14 protein-coding genes are annotated in these 14,936 nt (G+C 63.8%); 11 read left to right on the top strand and 3 right to left on the bottom strand.

Annotated elements, in window-relative coordinates; translation table 11 throughout:
* The first annotated feature begins 20 nt into the window (after positions 1 to 20).
* The 3 genes from AC0L2U_RS06220 to AC0L2U_RS06210 are packed head-to-tail and all read left to right on the top strand — an operon-like array spanning position 21 to position 2,713.
* Complete coding sequence (locus AC0L2U_RS06220; protein ID WP_473601577.1) at positions 21 to 851, top strand: ABC transporter ATP-binding protein; 831 nt, start codon at positions 21 to 23, stop codon at positions 849 to 851.
* Positions 848 to 1,663: an ABC transporter permease gene (locus AC0L2U_RS06215; protein ID WP_127809458.1), complete on the top strand. Its 816-nt coding sequence runs from the start codon at positions 848 to 850 to the stop codon at positions 1,661 to 1,663. The genes AC0L2U_RS06220 and AC0L2U_RS06215 overlap by 4 nt, the downstream gene beginning before the upstream one ends.
* 39 nt (positions 1,664 to 1,702) lie before the next feature.
* Positions 1,703 to 2,713: an ABC transporter substrate-binding protein gene (locus tag AC0L2U_RS06210; protein ID WP_127267963.1), complete on the top strand. Its 1,011-nt coding sequence runs from the start codon at positions 1,703 to 1,705 to the stop codon at positions 2,711 to 2,713.
* 38 nt (positions 2,714 to 2,751) lie between these two features.
* On the opposite strand, the gene AC0L2U_RS06205 is transcribed toward AC0L2U_RS06210, so the two are convergent.
* A complete protein-coding gene (locus AC0L2U_RS06205) occupies positions 2,752 to 3,177 on the bottom strand; it encodes a hypothetical protein (RefSeq protein WP_127408288.1) in 426 nt (141 codons plus the stop codon).
* Positions 3,178 to 3,277: 100 nt separating this feature from the next.
* On the opposite strand from AC0L2U_RS06205, the gene AC0L2U_RS06200 reads away from it, so the two are divergent.
* From AC0L2U_RS06200 to AC0L2U_RS06165, 8 genes are all read left to right on the top strand, one after another.
* Positions 3,278 to 4,306 carry a putative B6 ABC transporter substrate-binding protein gene (locus AC0L2U_RS06200; protein ID WP_473601575.1) on the top strand — a complete coding sequence of 343 codons (1,029 nt, stop codon included), beginning with the start codon at positions 3,278 to 3,280 and terminating at the stop codon, positions 4,304 to 4,306.
* Between the two features lie 77 nt (positions 4,307 to 4,383).
* The gene (locus tag AC0L2U_RS06195; protein WP_292679846.1) at positions 4,384 to 5,952 is read left to right on the top strand and encodes a putative B6 ABC transporter ATP-binding protein; all 1,569 of its coding nucleotides are present in this window, start codon (positions 4,384 to 4,386) and stop codon (positions 5,950 to 5,952) included.
* Positions 5,949 to 7,046, top strand: a complete 1,098-nt coding sequence (locus AC0L2U_RS06190; protein WP_127809462.1) for a putative B6 ABC transporter permease subunit 2 — start codon at positions 5,949 to 5,951, stop codon at positions 7,044 to 7,046. Before AC0L2U_RS06195 ends, AC0L2U_RS06190 begins: the two co-directional genes overlap by 4 nt.
* 3 nt (positions 7,047 to 7,049) lie before the next feature.
* Positions 7,050 to 7,985, top strand: coding sequence for a putative B6 ABC transporter permease subunit 1 (locus tag AC0L2U_RS06185; protein WP_127267958.1), 936 nt, complete (start codon positions 7,050 to 7,052; stop codon positions 7,983 to 7,985).
* Between the two features lie 47 nt (positions 7,986 to 8,032).
* Complete coding sequence (pldA, locus tag AC0L2U_RS06180; protein ID WP_292338109.1) at positions 8,033 to 8,839, top strand: 4-pyridoxolactonase; 807 nt, start codon at positions 8,033 to 8,035, stop codon at positions 8,837 to 8,839.
* Positions 8,840 to 8,863: 24 nt separating this feature from the next.
* Entirely contained in the window at positions 8,864 to 10,042 is a 1,179-nt protein-coding gene (ppaT, locus tag AC0L2U_RS06175) for a pyridoxamine--pyruvate transaminase (protein ID WP_473601574.1), read from the top strand.
* A 33-nt stretch (positions 10,043 to 10,075) separates the two neighbouring features.
* Positions 10,076 to 10,822: a pyridoxal 4-dehydrogenase, SDR-type gene (gene pldH / locus AC0L2U_RS06170; RefSeq protein ID WP_473601573.1), complete on the top strand. Its 747-nt coding sequence runs from the start codon at positions 10,076 to 10,078 to the stop codon at positions 10,820 to 10,822.
* A 125-nt stretch (positions 10,823 to 10,947) separates the two neighbouring features.
* A complete protein-coding gene (locus tag AC0L2U_RS06165; RefSeq protein ID WP_473601572.1) occupies positions 10,948 to 11,784 on the top strand; it encodes a sulfite exporter TauE/SafE family protein in 837 nt (278 codons plus the stop codon).
* 21 nt (positions 11,785 to 11,805) lie between these two features.
* On the opposite strand, the gene AC0L2U_RS06160 is transcribed toward AC0L2U_RS06165, so the two are convergent.
* Positions 11,806 to 13,155, bottom strand: a complete 1,350-nt coding sequence (locus AC0L2U_RS06160) for an HlyD family type I secretion periplasmic adaptor subunit (RefSeq protein WP_473601571.1) — start codon at positions 13,153 to 13,155, stop codon at positions 11,806 to 11,808.
* Positions 13,152 to 14,918: a type I secretion system permease/ATPase gene (locus AC0L2U_RS06155; RefSeq protein WP_473601570.1), complete on the bottom strand. Its 1,767-nt coding sequence runs from the start codon at positions 14,916 to 14,918 to the stop codon at positions 13,152 to 13,154. Before AC0L2U_RS06155 ends, AC0L2U_RS06160 begins: the two co-directional genes overlap by 4 nt.
* Between the last annotated feature and the right edge of the window lie 18 nt (positions 14,919 to 14,936).

Genomic DNA, 14,936 nt, shown 5'->3' with positions numbered 1-14,936 from the left:
AGCGCGCGGGGCGACAAGCCATGCGCATTGAAACCATTCGAGCCGCCGGCGACAGGCCGGCCCATATCCGCCATGACGATCTGATCTCCGCCAAGGGCGTTTCGGTGGTCATGGCCCGGCAGCTGATCCTCAGCAACATCGATCTTTCGGTGCCCAAGGGGTCGTTCGTTTCCCTTATCGGCCCTTCCGGCTGCGGCAAGAGCACCTTGCTCAAGGTGCTGGCCGGACTGGTGCAGCCGACCCAGGGCAGCGTTTCGATCGCCGGGCTCGCGCCGACCGAGGCGGCGCGCAAGCGGATGATCGGCCTCGTCTTCCAGGACGCCAACCTGCTCCCCTGGAAAAACGCCGTCGACAATGCCTCGATGCTGCTCAGCATCGCCGACAAGTCGCTGTCGCGCTCGGATCTGCGGGCGCGCGGGCAGGAGATGCTGGAGCTGGTGGGGCTGGGCGACAGCGCCCACAAGCGGCCAAACGAGCTGTCGGGCGGCATGCGGCAGCGGGTCGCCATTGCACGGGCCCTGGCGCTCGATCCCGCAGTCCTGCTGATGGACGAACCGTTCGGCGCGCTCGATGCCATCACCCGCGATTCGATGGGCCAGTCGCTGCTGGAGATCTGGCAGCGGACCGGCAAGACGATCGTGCTCGTCACCCATTCCATCGACGAGGCCATCCATCTGTCGCGCCATGTTCACGTGCTGGGGATCAAGCCCGGGCGGATCACCGAGAGCCTCGACATTGCGCTGCCTTATCCGCGCGACCTGTCGGTCACCGAAGATCCGGAGTTCGTCAGGCTGGTGGTCCAGTTGCGAACGATGCTGCGCTCCAGTCATCAACCGGGAGGCGCGTCTTGAGCGACCAACCCATCACCGACCTTTCCGAGCCGCGCCTCGCCTCCAACTGGAGTGCGGCGACCGGCAGCTGGCTTCCTGCGGTCATCCTGCTGCTGGTGACGATCGTGCTGTGGGAAGCGGCCGTGCGGGTCTTTGCCATATCCGCTTTCATTATTCCCGCTCCGTCCGAGATCGCGAAGTCGCTGGTCGCGCAATGGGGCACGCTGATGCAGGCGACGCTGGTGACGGCGGGCGAGATCCTGTTCGGCTTCCTGGTCTCGGTCGTGGTCGGCATCGCCATTGCGCTGCTCATCGTGCGCTTCGATTGGTTGGGACGCGCCCTGTATCCGCTGGTGGTGCTGTTCCAGAACGTGCCGAAAGTCGCGCTCGCGCCGATCTTCATCCTCTGGTTCGGATATGGACTGGCGCCCAAGATCGGCCTGATCCTGGTCATCGCCTTCTTCCCGGTGACGCTCTCCATGCTGGCGGGCATGCAATCGGTCGACCGCTCGCTGCTGTCGCTGATGAATTCGGTCGGGGCCAGCCAGACGCAGATCCTGTTCAGGATCCGCGTTCCGCACTCGCTGCCGAACCTTATGGCCGGAACCAAGATCGCCGCCACGTTGAGCGTGATCGGCGCCATCGTCGGCGAATTTGCCGGCGCCTCGGACGGTCTCGGCTACGTCATCCAGTTCGCTTCGACCCAGCTCGACACGGCGCTGGTCTTCGCAGCGCTGCTGCTCGTTTCCGTGCTTGGCATCGCCTTCTACTATGCCGCCGAAATCCTCGAACGCATCGTGGTGCCGTGGGCGCCGAAATTCAGCCAGTCCTAGGCCCACTCGATCAACCAAATTCATAAAGGGGAACAAAACATGCTGAGACGGTCACTTATCAAGGCAGCTACCTTGGCAGCTTTTGTCGGCGCGCTCGGCTTCTCCAGCGCGGCTCTGGCGGCCGACAAGGTCAACGTCCAGCTCGACTGGGTGGTGCGCGGCAATCACGCCATGTTCTTCGTCGGCAAGGAAAAGGGCTTCTTCGCCAAGAACGACATCGATGTGGCCGAGATCCGCAAGGGATCCGGCTCGCCGGACGCGATGCGGCTGGTGGGCAATGAGAACGCGGATTTCGGGTTCGGCGATCTTCCCACGCTTGCCGTCGCACGGTCGCAGAATGTCCCGGTCGTGGCGCTGGCGGCTGTCAACCAGCACTCGCCGCTGGGGATCATTTCGCTGGCCAAGACGCTGAAGCTCACCAAGCCGTCCGACCTCAAGGGACTGACCATCGGCATTCATCCGGCCGGCTCCACCTACATCTTCTTCAAGGGCTTCCTGGCCGCCAACGGCCTGACCGAAAAGGACATGACGCTGAACAGCGTCTCGCCTCCCTATGAAAGCTATTTGCTGCTTGGCCGGGTTCAGACGGTCGTCGGCTATATCGATGCGGAGGTTCCCGAACTGGAAGCGAAGGCCGGAGGCCCCGGCTCGCTCAGCATCATGATGGGGGCGGACCATGGGTGGAAAGCCTATGGCTCGGGCCTGTTCACCTCGCAGGCGATGATCAAGGACAAGCCGGACGTCGTACGCCGCTTCGTCAAGGCATACAGGGAGGCCTTCGACTATGTCGTGGCTCATCCGGAAGAGGCCGCCGAGATCACGGCCAAGGCCGCGCCCGGCTATGCGGAGAAAAAGGATGTACTGCTGGCGCAGATCAACGCCGACATCGCATCGACGTTCAGCAGCCCCGACACAAAGGAACACGGTCTTGGCTGGATGACGAAGACGCAGTGGGAGGAGACCCTGAAGACGCTGACGGACCAGGGCGTGCTCAAGACGGCTCTGTCGGCGGACGACGTCTTCACCGACGCATTCCTGGCAAAAGAATAAGGGGCGCGCGGTGTTCGAACGGAAAGCCCGATGACCGCCTACCGGCAGACCAGGCTGTCCCGCGCGATGCCGCAGGACACATCACGCTCGCCTTTCGCCGCATCGGTGCGGTCGAGCGTGACCTGCACGCGGGTGGCATATGCGCGGCTCGCCAGACCGCACCACAGCCGCTCGACGGGCAGGTTCTCGCGTTTGTCGTTGAGGATCGTGAACGTGCCGGTCTTCGCATCGAACCAGAGCTCGACGCGGGTCTTCTTGCCCGGCTCGACCGTTGCGATCCCGGCTGAATACCAGTGGGCGAAGTCGGCGTTGCAGGAGAGGCTTTCGCTGCCCGCATTCGAAATCGTCAACGGAACCATGTCGAGCCCGTCAGTGCCGGTGCGGACGGTGACATGGTGCAACTCAACCGCGTTGGCGAAGGACGACAACGCCAGCATCACCGGAAGGGCATAACGGATCTTCACTTTGCCTGAGCTCCATAATGTAATTTTTCCTAGGCAGTCTATCTCGCTTTTGCGCAATAACAATAAGAATATTGATTGGTAAAACAACAGAGAGGGTAACATGTTAAAGCTTCTTAAGAGCAGTGTAAGTGCAGCTATATTGACCGGTGTCTTGATGGGCGGCGCGCTTGCCGGCGAGGTCAAGTCGATCGCCATCCTGACGCCCGAAGAAGGCACGGACTATGGCTGGAACCAGCAAGGTATCGACGCCGCCAAGGCGGCGGGCAAGGCCGCCGGCGTCGAAGTGGTCGTGGCCCAGGGCCTCGGCTATGGCGACGTTCGTCCGACCTTGCGGGAACTTGCGACCGATGGCGCCAGCCTTCTGATCGCCCATGCCAGCGGCTACAACACCTCGGCGCCCGAAATCGCCAAGGAACTGAAAGTTCCGGTGGCGATCGTCGACACGCCAGCCGGCCTGGAGAAGGGCCTCGTCGCCGACTACACGCTGAGCGGCCACGAGGGTGCCTATCTCGCCGGCCGTCTCGCCGCCAAGGTGTCGCGTTCCAAGTCGGTCGGCATCGTCGTCTCGGGCGAACCGCCATCATGGAATTCGCAGTCGGCGGCATTCGCGCAAGGCGTGAAGGCGGAAAACCCGGACGTCAAGATCACCTATGCGGTGATCGGCCCTGCCGCCTACAGCGACGCGGCCGGCGGCAAGCGCGTCACCGAGAGCGTGATCGCATCGGGTGCCGACATCATCTTCGGCCAAGGCAACGGTTCGAGCTTCGGCATGCTGCAGGCGGTCGAGACGACCAAGGCAGCCGATGGCGGCAAGGTCTATTTCATCGACGTCATCGGCGACAAGTCACCGATCGACAAGGGCTTCCTGCTGTCGTCGGTGGTGTGGAACATCGAGCCGGTCTATGCGGCGATGATTGCCGACCTGAAGGCCGACACATTCGGCACCAAACACTATACGATCGGCCTCAAGGACGACTCGGTCAAGCTGCTGAAGACCGCTGCGATCCCGGACAATGTCTGGACGGAAATCCAGGCGCTGCGCGAGGACGTCATTTCCGGCAAGATCAAGGTCGAGCCGGTCTATGACGCGGACGCCGTCAGGGCACTGATGACCAGCGTCGCCCAGTAAGGCGATCACGGTCAGCTGCCGGAGGGGTGATCCGTTCACCCCTCCGGACGATTCCTGTTTTTTGGTGCTGGGCTTTCATGAGCGGTTTTTCTTCATCGTCCGTTGCCGGGCGCGACATCGTCGCGCTTGAAGGCGTGACCAAACGGTTCCCCGGCATCGTTGCCAATGACAGCGTCGACCTGTCGGTCCGCCCGGGCGAAGTGCATGTGCTGCTGGGCGAGAACGGTGCTGGAAAATCGACATTGATCGGCATGTTGTCCGGCCTGCAGCAGCCGGACGAAGGACGCATACTGGTCGACGGCAAACCGACGCCGATCACCTCGCCGCGCCATGCGCTGGCACTCGGCATCGGCACCGTATTCCAGCACATGATGCTGGTGCCGACGCTGACGGTGGCGGAGAACCTTCTGCTTGGCGGGCCGTGGTGGCAGCGCCCCAGGACCGAGGAACTGGCGGCGCGCGTCGCCGAGATCACCGGCACGCTCGGCATCACCGTCAAGCTTCAAGCCAAGGTATCGGAGTTGTCGCTCGGCGAGCAGCAGCAGGTCGAGATCCTGCGCGCGATGCTGCGCAACAGCCGGCTGCTCATCCTTGACGAGTCCACCTCCATGCTGACGCCGAAAGGCATCGACGAACTGGGCGCGCTGATGCGCCGCCTTGTCGAGCAGGGCCTGGCGATCGTCTTCATCACCCATAAGCTCAAGGAGGCGGCTGCCTTCGGCGACCGCATCTCGGTGCTGAAGCTCGGCCGCAAGGTCGGCGAGATCCCGCCCGAGCGGTTTCGCACGCTGGGCGAACAGGAGATCGTCTCCGAGATCGTGGAATTGATGTTCGGCAAGCAGAAGGATGATCCGGAAGCCGTCGAGCGTCCGGTCCGCACTGCCCGGGCAGAAGCGGCCCCGCTGCTTCAGATCGCGGATCTGGCGGTTGCGCCGACCGACAATGCACCGGGCCTGTCGTCGATCTCCTTCGACATCCGCCCGGGCGAGATCCTGGGCATAGCCGGCATCGACGGCAACGGCCAGAAGCAGCTGGCGGAAGCGCTGGCCGGCCAGCGTACAGCTGCCGGCGGCTCGATACGGCTGGAAGGCGCCGCCATCGAGACGCTGAGCGTCGGCGAGCGCCGCCGGCGCGGCCTTCGCTACCTGACCGACGACCGGCTGGGCGAGGGCACTGTCGGAACCTTCCCGGTCTCGATCAACTTCTTTCTCAAGCAGGTCGGCGCGGCTCCGTTCTGGCGCAACGGCGTCGAGCAGCGCGCGGAGATCGACAAGCGCGCCGCGCAGCTCGTGCGCGAATACGACGTGCGTACGCCGAGCCTGAAGACGCCCGTCGCGCGGCTGTCCGGCGGCAACATCCAGAAGGTGCTTCTGGCACGGGAACTGGCTGAAGGCGCCAAGGTGGTGATCTTCAACAAGCCGACCTACGGGCTCGATCTCGCCAACACTTTGGCGTCGCGCCAGCGCATTCGCGACACGGCGGCGCGTGGCCTTGCGGTGCTGCTGATCTCCACCGACCTCGAGGAATTGCTTGGTCTGTGCGACCGCATCGCCGTCATCGCCGAGGGAGCTTTGGTCGGCACCGTCGAGAACGTAGACGACGCCCGCACCAAGGTCGGTCGCCTGATGATCGGACTTGCCGCATGAGCATCGACACCGCACCCACGGTCAGTGCTACCGCACTCGATGCCACGAGCGGGGCAACGACGCGTCGCGACATCGCGCATCGGTTGCTGATGACGCTCGGCCCGATCCTCATCGCTCTCGTCATAGCCGGCTGTATCCTGCTTGCGGTCGGCGTCGACCCGCTCGCCTACTACGGCTTCGTGCTGGAGAAAGGACTGTTCTCGCCGCTCGGCATCCAGCAGACGCTGACGCGCATGGCGCCGCTGCTGTTTCTTGCCGCCGGCCTGATCGTGGCCTTTCGCGCCGGCATGTGGAATCTCGGCGGCGACGGCCAGTTCCTGCTCGGCGCGGTGACGGCGGCGGCCAGCGCTCCTATGTTCGTGCAGGTCATGCCAGCCTGGCTGGCGCTGGTCTGCTCGTTCCTCATCGCCATGGTGGTGGCGATGATCTGGTCGCTGGTGCCGGCCCTGCTGCGTGCCTATCAGGGCGTCAACGAGATCATCACCACGCTGATGATGACGTTCCTCGGCACCTCGCTCGCCAATGTGCTGGTCAAGCTGGCGTTTCGCGACCCCAACACGACCGTGCCGCAGACCCGTACGCTGCCGGTGGAAGACCGGTTGCCGCGCCTGTTCGAAACGACCATCACCAGCGGCTTGCTGCTTGGGCTGGCGGCGATCGTCATCGTGCATCTGGTGATGACGCGCACGGCGTTCGGGCTGAAGCTGAGGATCGTCGGCGCCAATCCACGCGCGGCGGTTCACTCGGGACTCGGTGTCCCCGGCCTGACCGTCGCCGTCTTCGCCATTTCGGCCGGGCTGGCCGGGCTTGCCGGCGCCGTCGACATCATCGGCGTCCAGGGCAATGTCCGCGCCGACTGGAATCCCGCCTACGGGCTTGCGGTGATACCCGCCGTGTTTCTCGCCCGCATGAACGGCTTTGCAGCCATCGGCTTCGTGTTCCTGCTTTCGGTGCTTTCGATCGGCGGTGAGAGCGCGGCGCGCCGGCTCGGCGTGCCCAATCATTTCACTCTGGTGCTGGTTTCCATCGTGCTGATCGTGCTCGCGCTCGCCGAATATTTCGATCACCGATACAACCAGTCGCGGAGGGCCTAGGGCATGACCGGGCTGTTCAGCGAAGTCTTTCTCAGCGCGCTCCTGTTCGGCGCCGTCACCGCGGCGATCCCGCTGCTGCTTGCCGGGCTCGGCGAGCAGATCTCCGAGAAGGCGGGCGTGCTCAATATCGGCATCGAAGGCATGATGCTGGCCGGCGCCTATCTCGGCTTTGTCGGCGCTTTCTATTCCGGGTCGCTGTGGCTGGGCTTTCTCACCGGTGCCGCCGGGGGTGCTGCGGTGGCGCTTGTCATGGCGCTGCTTTGCGTGCGCATCGGGCTGAACCAGATCGTCATCGGCATCGCGCTGACCTTGGGGCTCGAGGGCCTGACGGCACTGCTCCACCATTTCCAGTTCTCACGCAGCTACCCGCGCCTGCCCGCGGCGGATGCTACCGTCATCCCGCTGCTTTCGGACATCCCGGTCATCGGGCCTGCATTCTTCAAGCATCATCTGATCGTCTATCTGGCGGTCGCGCTGGTTTTCGGCATGAGCTACCTCTATCGGCGCACGCAACTCGGCCTCAATTTGCAGGCGGCAGGCGACAAGCCGGCCGCGCTCGATGTCGCCGGCATCGATGTCGTGCGGACCCGCACCATCGCCGTGTTGACGACCGGAGCGCTGGCTGGGCTCGGCGGCGCCTATCTCGCCAATGTCGGGGCTGGGCTGTTCATTCCGTTCATCACCAATGGCGCGGGCTTTCTCGGCATCGTGCTGGCCATGCTGGCGCGCGGTCGCCCGATCTGGGTGCTGTTCGGTGCGTTGCTGTTCGGCGTCTGCCTGTCGCTGACGACGGCCATGCAGGTGGCCGGCATCAACATACCGACCGACATCATCCAGATGCTGCCGTTCCTGGCGGTGATGATCATGCTGGTGCTGTTCGGCCGGCGCGCGAGCCTGCCGGCGGCGCTCGGCATTCCATACGAGCGCGGCGCGCGCTGAGGACAATTCATGCGCGGATGGGACCCGCGCCAATAAAGGAGGCAAGAATGTCGGATACCAAGGTCTACCTGCTCGATGGCGGCTCGCTCGTTCTCGACGGCTATCATGTGTTCTGGAATCGCGGCCCTGGCGGCGAAGTGCGCTTCCCGGTCTATTCGATCCTGATCGAGCATGCCGAGGGCCGGTTCCTCATCGACACCGGCTACGACTACGATCATGTGATGAAGGTGCTGCCATTCGAAAAGCCGATCCAGGAAAAGCACCAGACCATCCCCGGCGCCCTGGCGCTGCTCGGCCTTGAGCCGAAGGACATCGACGTCGTGGTCAACTCGCATTTCCACTTCGATCATTGCGGCGGCAACAAGTATTTTCCGCATGCCAAGAAGATCTGCCACCGGACCGAGGTGCCGCAGGCGTGCAATCCCCAGCCTTTCGAACATCTCGGCTATTCCGATCTGAGTTTTTCGGCGGAGGCTGCAGAAGCGCGTGGCGCGACCGGGCAATTGCTTGCGGGTACGACACGGGCGAATTCGACCTTCGAAGGTGTCGATGGTGACGTCGAGCTTGCCAGGGGCGTCCGGCTGATCTCGACGCCCGGCCATTCGATCGGCCACTACAGCCTGCTGGTGGAGTTCCCCAAGCGTAAGCCGATCATGTTCACCATCGACGCGGCCTATACGCAGAAGAGCCTTGAAACGCTGTGCCAGGCGGCCTTCCACATCGATCCGGTGGCGGGCGTTAATTCGATGCGCAAGGTGAAGAAACTTGCCGAGGACCATGGCGCCGAGCTGATGTACTCGCACGACATGGACAACTTCAAGACCTACAGGACCGGCACGCAATTCTACGGCTGACCGCAGTCAGGAGGAGACAAGACGATGCGCTATCTCGAACATGCCGATCCGGTCATCACCCTGACCGCGGGGCCGGTGAACGCCTATGCCGAAGTGCTGCGCGGCCTCGGGCGCACGGTGCTCTACGACTACGACCCGGCGTTCCAGCTTTTCTACGAAGGTGTGGTCGACAAGGCGCAAAAGGCGATGCGGCTGTCGAACAAGCCGGTCATCCTGCATGGCGAGCCCGTGCTTGGCCTGGAGGCCGCCGCGGCCTCGCTGATCACGCCGGACGATGTCGTGCTCAACCTTGCCTCCGGCGTTTACGGCAAGGGGTTCGGCTATTGGGCGAAGCGCTATTCGCCACATCTGCTCGAGATCGAGGTGCCCTATAACGAGGCGATCGATCCGCAGGATGTCGAGGCAATGCTGAAGGCGCATCCGGAGATCACCGTCGTTTCCGTCTGCCACCACGACACGCCGTCCGGCACCATCAATCCGATCGACGCCATCGGTGCGCTGGTCTCGGCGCATGGCGGCTATCTCATCGTCGATGCGGTCTCGTCCTTTGGCGGCATGAAGACGCATCCCGAGGATTGCAAGGCCGATATCTATGTCACCGGCCCGAACAAATGCCTGGGCGCGCCTCCCGGCCTCACGATGATGGGTGTCAGCGAGCGGGCCTGGGCCAAGATGAAGGCCAATCCCCTGGCGCCGCGCGCGTCGATGCTGAGCATCGTCGACTGGGAGCATGCGTGGTCGCGGGACAAGCCGTTTCCATTTACGCCGTCGGTCTCGGAGATCAACGGGCTCGATGTCGCGCTCGACCTCTACCTCAATGAGGGACCGGAGGCGGTGTGGGCGCGCCATGCACTCACCGCCAAGGCCATGCGCGCCGGCGTTGCCGCGATGGGCCTGTCGATCTGGGCTGCCAGCGACAGCATCGCGTCGCCGACCACGACCGCTGTCCGCACGCCCGACGGTGTCGACGAGAAGGCGCTTCGCCAGGCCGCGCGCGCCCGTTACGGCGTGGTGTTTTCGTCGGGCCGCGGCGAGACCTTGGGAAAGCTGACGCGCATCGGCCATATGGGACCGACAGCCCAGCCGATCTATGCGATCGCGGCGCTGACGGCACTGGGCGGCGCCATGAACGCGGCCGGCCAGAAACTGGCGATCGGCAGGGGCATCGACGCGGCGCTGGCCGTGATCGACGCCGACGCCTGAACAGACATCACCACGGATTGAGGGAGCATTTTCATGACTGAACGGCTTGCGGGAAAGACGGCCCTGGTTACAGGCGCCGCGCAGGGTATCGGCAAGGCGATCGCAGCGCGGCTTGCCGCCGACGGTGCGACCGTCATCGTCAGCGACATCAATGCCGAAGGCGCCGGGGCGGCGGCCGCGGCGACAGGCGGAAAGGCGAGGGCGATCGCCGCCGACATTTCCGATCCGGCATCCGTCAAGGCACTCTTCGCCGAAATCCAGGCCCTGACCGGGGGCATCGACATCCTGGTCAACAATGCCAGCATCGTGCCGTTCGTCGCCTGGGACGATGTCGATCTCGACCATTGGCGCAAGATCATCGACGTCAATTTGACCGGCACTTTCATCGTCAGCCGTGCCGGTACGGACCAGATGCGTGCGGCGGGGAAGGCCGGACGGGTAATCAGCATCGCATCCAACACCTTCTTTGCCGGCACGCCGAACATGGCCGCCTATGTCGCGGCCAAGGGTGGCGTCATCGGCTTCACCAGGGCGCTCGCCACCGAGCTTGGCAAATACAACATCACCGCCAATGCGGTGACGCCCGGCCTGATCGAGAGCGACGGCGTCAAGGCGAGCCCGCACAACGAGGCGTTCGGCTTCGTCGAGATGCTTCAGGCGATGAAAGGCAAAGGGCAGCCGGAACATATCGCCGACGTGGTTTCGTTCCTGGCCTCCGACGATGCGCGCTGGATCACTGGCCAGACGCTCAATGTCGACGCAGGGATGGTGCGCCACTAGCCAAAAGCGCATCCCAAAAACGCTACGACCCTTCCGGGCGACCTGCATTTTGGGTCGCAACAGCGGATGAGCGCGGCCGTGTCCGCAAGGCCGTGCCGTAAATGGCCAATCAAGGAAAAATCATAGTGGACTTCGGATTCGACACGTCGGTTTTCGACGGGCTGACGATTGCAATGCTGATCGCCGGCCTGGCCATGACCGGAATTGCCTCCGGCGTGCTCGCCGGTCTGCTGGGAGTCGGAGGCGGCATCGTCATCGTTCCGGTGCTGTTCTGGGTGCTTAGCCTGTTCCACTTTTCGCCTGCTGTGATCAGCCATCTGGCGGTCGCGACATCGCTTGCGGTCATCATCCCCACCTCGATCTCGTCGATGCGGTCGCACAACAGGCGCGGTAATGTCGACCGGGCACTGCTCACTCTGTGGGGACCGGCCATTTTCGTCAGTGCCCTCATCGGCGGCATCATGTCGAAATTCATCCCGGGCGCCGGCTTGCGGCTGGTCTTCGGCGTCGTCGGCCTGCTGGTGGCCGTCAACATGGCATTGCCGAAGCACCTCGTGATCTCCGATCACCTGCCGCAAAGCGGCTGGATCAACCGCGCGATCGCTGCTGTGATCGGCTTTGTCTCTTCGCTCATGGGAATTGGCGGCGGCACACTGTCGGTGCCGACGCTTTCCAGCTTCTCCTTTCCGGTGCACCGGGCCGTCGGCACATCGTCGGCGCTTGGCCTGCTTATCGCGCTGCCGGCGGTGGCCGGATTCATCTGGTCGGGTCTCGCAATTGCAGGCAGGCCTCCGCTCAGCCTGGGTTACGTCAGCCTGCCGGCGGTTGCCATCATAGCGCCCGTGAGCTTTCTGTTCGCTCCTCTGGGCGCAAGGCTCGCCCACGCGCTCAACCCGCGCTACCTGAAACTTGCCTTTGCGTTCTTCCTGGCGATCACGGCCGGGCGAATGCTGCTTTCCTGAATCAGGTTCAGCGGCCTACGGCTATTTTTCCCGCATGGCCCGGCGGAAGTTCTGCGTGATCGGCTCGGCGAGATAAGAGAGCACGGTGCGAGCCCCCGTCCGGATCATCGTCTCGCTCGACATGCCGGGCAGCAGCTTGCGGCCCTCCAGCTTGCCGAGTTCGCTTTTGTCGATCACAACCGTCGCGGCGAAATAAGGTGCGCCGCTGCGTTCCTCAACCATGCGGTCAGCCGACACGATCTCCACGACGCCCTCGAGCGGCGGCAGGTTGTAGCGGGCGAAGGCCGGGAAGCTGACGCGCGCGAGCTGTCCGGGTGCGATCGTCTCGACATCCTCCGGCTTGACCATAGCCTCGACCACGAGTTGTTGTCCGAGCGGTACGATCGTCATCAATGTCTCACCGGGTTTCACGACACCGCCCGCCGTATGGACCTTCAGCTCCATGACGATGCCGTCAACCGGCGCGACGACGTTGGTACGGCTAAGCACGTCCCTGGCGGAACGCTCCTGCTGTCCGAGGTCAAACAGCTCCGCCTCGACCTTGCTCAACTCGTCGACGGCCTCGTTCAGGCGCACTGTGTTGAGGTTCAGGATCTGCATGTCGATCTCGGCCATGGCGCGTCCGGCACGGGCGATTGCCGCGACATTGGTGGCGCGCTCGCCCTCGATCTCCCGCTGTTGGCGTCTGAGCGACAGGTTCCGTTCGCGGGTGGTCAGCCCTTTCTTGAGCAGACCCTCAAGGTCTTTGCTTTCACCCTCGATTGCCTCGATCTGCTTGTCTTCCGTGACGATAAGCTGCTCCAGCCCCGTTATCTCTTCCTCGACCTGGTGACGGCGCTGGCCGAGAATTTCCTGCTCGTCCTTCAGATTGTGGTGCTTCGCTGTAAACACGTCACGCTGTGCTGCCACCGCGTCCTTCACGGCGATCGCGGGGTTTGCGAGCAACGCCGGATTGAACTCGATCTCGGTCTTGCCGTCACGCTCGGCCCTGAGACGCGCGGCCAGCGCCTCACGCGTTGCTATCCGGTTCTGGATCAGGTCGAGCTGCGCCTTTGCCTGCGTGTCGTCGAGCCCGACGAGGATCTTGCCCGCCTTGACGATATCCCCGTTGGCGGCGTTCAACTCCGCGATGATGCCGCCCTCGAGGTGCTGGATGAGCTTGCGGTCGCCAGCGACCTTGATCACGCCCGACGCTACCGCAGCGCTGTCCAGCGGCGCCAGGGCCGCCCATCCCCCGGCCACGCCGAAGAACAGGAACATGATCGCGAAGCCGGTGCACGTCACGCCGGTGAGACGGAGGGGTTGCGGCTCCAGGAGAGAGGGCGGCGCGAGGGGCAGCGGCACGACCTTCAATTCGGGGGGGCGGCTCATGCTTCCTTGACCTCTTTGATTTCCTTCACCACTTCAAGGGCTGGCAACTGGGCCACCTTGGGCAGATGGGCCACCTTGCCGACACGGCTGGCGAGTTCATTGAAGACATGATCGCGCGGCCCGAAGAGATCTTGAGCGCCGTGGTTGAGGACCAACACCTTGTCGACTTTGTCCAGGATGCTTGGCCGGTGCGAGATCAGGATCAGGGTCGTACCTGCCTCCTTGAGCCCACCGATGACCGTGGCGAGCGCCTGCTCGCCTTCGTGGTCGAGATTGGAGTTAGGCTCGTCAAGGATAAGGAACGCGGGGTCGCCGTAAAGCGCCCGCGCCAGTCCGATGCGCTGGCGTTGCCCTCCGGACAGTGCCGCGCCACCTTGACCGATCTCGGTGGCGTAGCCCTTCGGCAGCCCCTTGATCAGTTCATGGACTCCCGCCAATTGCGCGGCCTTGACCACGTTGTTGAAAGTTGCGGGATTGAGCGACGCAAAACGGGCGATGTTCTCGGAGACGGTGCCGGCGAAGAGCTCGATATCCTGCGGCAGGTAGCCGACATGTCGACCCCGGTCCTCGGCCGCCCATTCGACAACGTTCATTCCGTCAAGCAACGCGCGACCACCGGTCGGCCGCCAAGTGCCGGCCAACACGCGCGCAAGGCTCGTCTTACCGGCTGCGCTCGGGCCGACCAGCGCCATCGCTTCACCGGGCTTGAGCTGGAAGCTGATTCCTCGCAGGATTGGTTCGCCGCCCTGTCTGGCGAGCATAATATTCTCGGCCACAAACTTGCCTTTCGGGCGCGGCAGTGGCAGGGCCGGCGTGGCCTCCGGTCGCTGACCGGCCATTGCAACCAGGCGCTTGTAAGCAGCCCGTGCCCCGATCGTCGCCTTCCATGTACCGATCGCTTGCTCGACCGGGGCCAAGGCGCGGCCCATCAGGATCGAGGCGGCGATCATGATGCCGGGCGAAGCCTCGTTCTTCAGCACCAGATAGGCGCCGAGGCCGAGCACGGCCATCTGCAGGGCCAGCCGGAAAGAGCGCGCGAGGGCCGAGATGACACTGGATCGGTTGCTGGCGCGAGATTGCGCATCATTTGCCTCGTCCTGCTGCGCCTTCCAGCTCTCGAGCAGGGGATTCAACATGCCCATGGCCTGGACGACTTCCGCGTTGCGGATCGTTTGCTCGGCCTGCATGTAGGCTCGCGTCTGGGCGATCGCGGCTTCCGCCAGTGGCTTGCGGGTCAGGTACTCGGTAAGCAACGCCAATGCGAACAGCGCGATACCGCCGCAGGTCGCCAGCCAGCCGAGCCAAGGGTGCATGAGGAAGATAGCGCCCAGGAAGATCGGCGCCCAAGGCGCGTCGAGGATCGGGTAGATACTCGGGCTGGTAAAAAAATTCCGCACCTGGTCGAGATCACGCAGCGCCCGGGCGTTGATCTGACCGGGCGCCGAGGCGGCGTGTTCGACCGATACGGTCAGGAGAACCGGCGCCAATCGCGCGTTCAGCCACGTGCCGACTTTAGCCAGAAGGCGCGCGCGCACAACTTCCAGCGCCGCCATTGTTGCGAGCGCCGTCGCCGCCATCAATGACAGCATTACCAACGTTTCCAGGCTGTGGCTGCCCAACACGCGGTGATAGACCTGGAGCATGTAGAAGGCGCCGGTCAGCATCAATATGTTGATGCCGGCGCTGAACCAGATAAGTGGTCTGACAGCGCGCTTGGCCTCTTTCATCACCGCTTGCAGGGCAGAGGGATGCGGGTTTTTCATCGTTAATTATCCCTGGTG

The organism is Mesorhizobium sp. WSM4808 (genome assembly GCF_055811675.1).
The sequence above is the reverse complement of the archived record's forward strand: the minus strand, read 5'-3'. Positions and strand labels throughout refer to the sequence as shown.

Coding starts and splice junctions, on each gene's coding strand:
- AC0L2U_RS06220 (WP_473601577.1), top strand. CDS start 21: ATGCGCATTGAAACCATTCGAGCCGCCGGCGACAGGCCGGCCCATATC.
- AC0L2U_RS06210 (WP_127267963.1), top strand. CDS start 1,703: ATGCTGAGACGGTCACTTATCAAGGCAGCTACCTTGGCAGCTTTTGTC.
- AC0L2U_RS06200 (WP_473601575.1), top strand. CDS start 3,278: ATGTTAAAGCTTCTTAAGAGCAGTGTAAGTGCAGCTATATTGACCGGT.
- AC0L2U_RS06195 (WP_292679846.1), top strand. CDS start 4,384: ATGAGCGGTTTTTCTTCATCGTCCGTTGCCGGGCGCGACATCGTCGCG.
- AC0L2U_RS06190 (WP_127809462.1), top strand. CDS start 5,949: ATGAGCATCGACACCGCACCCACGGTCAGTGCTACCGCACTCGATGCC.
- AC0L2U_RS06185 (WP_127267958.1), top strand. CDS start 7,050: ATGACCGGGCTGTTCAGCGAAGTCTTTCTCAGCGCGCTCCTGTTCGGC.
- pldA (WP_292338109.1), top strand. CDS start 8,033: ATGTCGGATACCAAGGTCTACCTGCTCGATGGCGGCTCGCTCGTTCTC.
- ppaT (WP_473601574.1), top strand. CDS start 8,864: ATGCGCTATCTCGAACATGCCGATCCGGTCATCACCCTGACCGCGGGG.
- pldH (WP_473601573.1), top strand. CDS start 10,076: ATGACTGAACGGCTTGCGGGAAAGACGGCCCTGGTTACAGGCGCCGCG.
- AC0L2U_RS06160 (WP_473601571.1), bottom strand. CDS start 13,155: ATGAGCCGCCCCCCCGAATTGAAGGTCGTGCCGCTGCCCCTCGCGCCG.
- AC0L2U_RS06155 (WP_473601570.1), bottom strand. CDS start 14,918: ATGAAAAACCCGCATCCCTCTGCCCTGCAAGCGGTGATGAAAGAGGCC.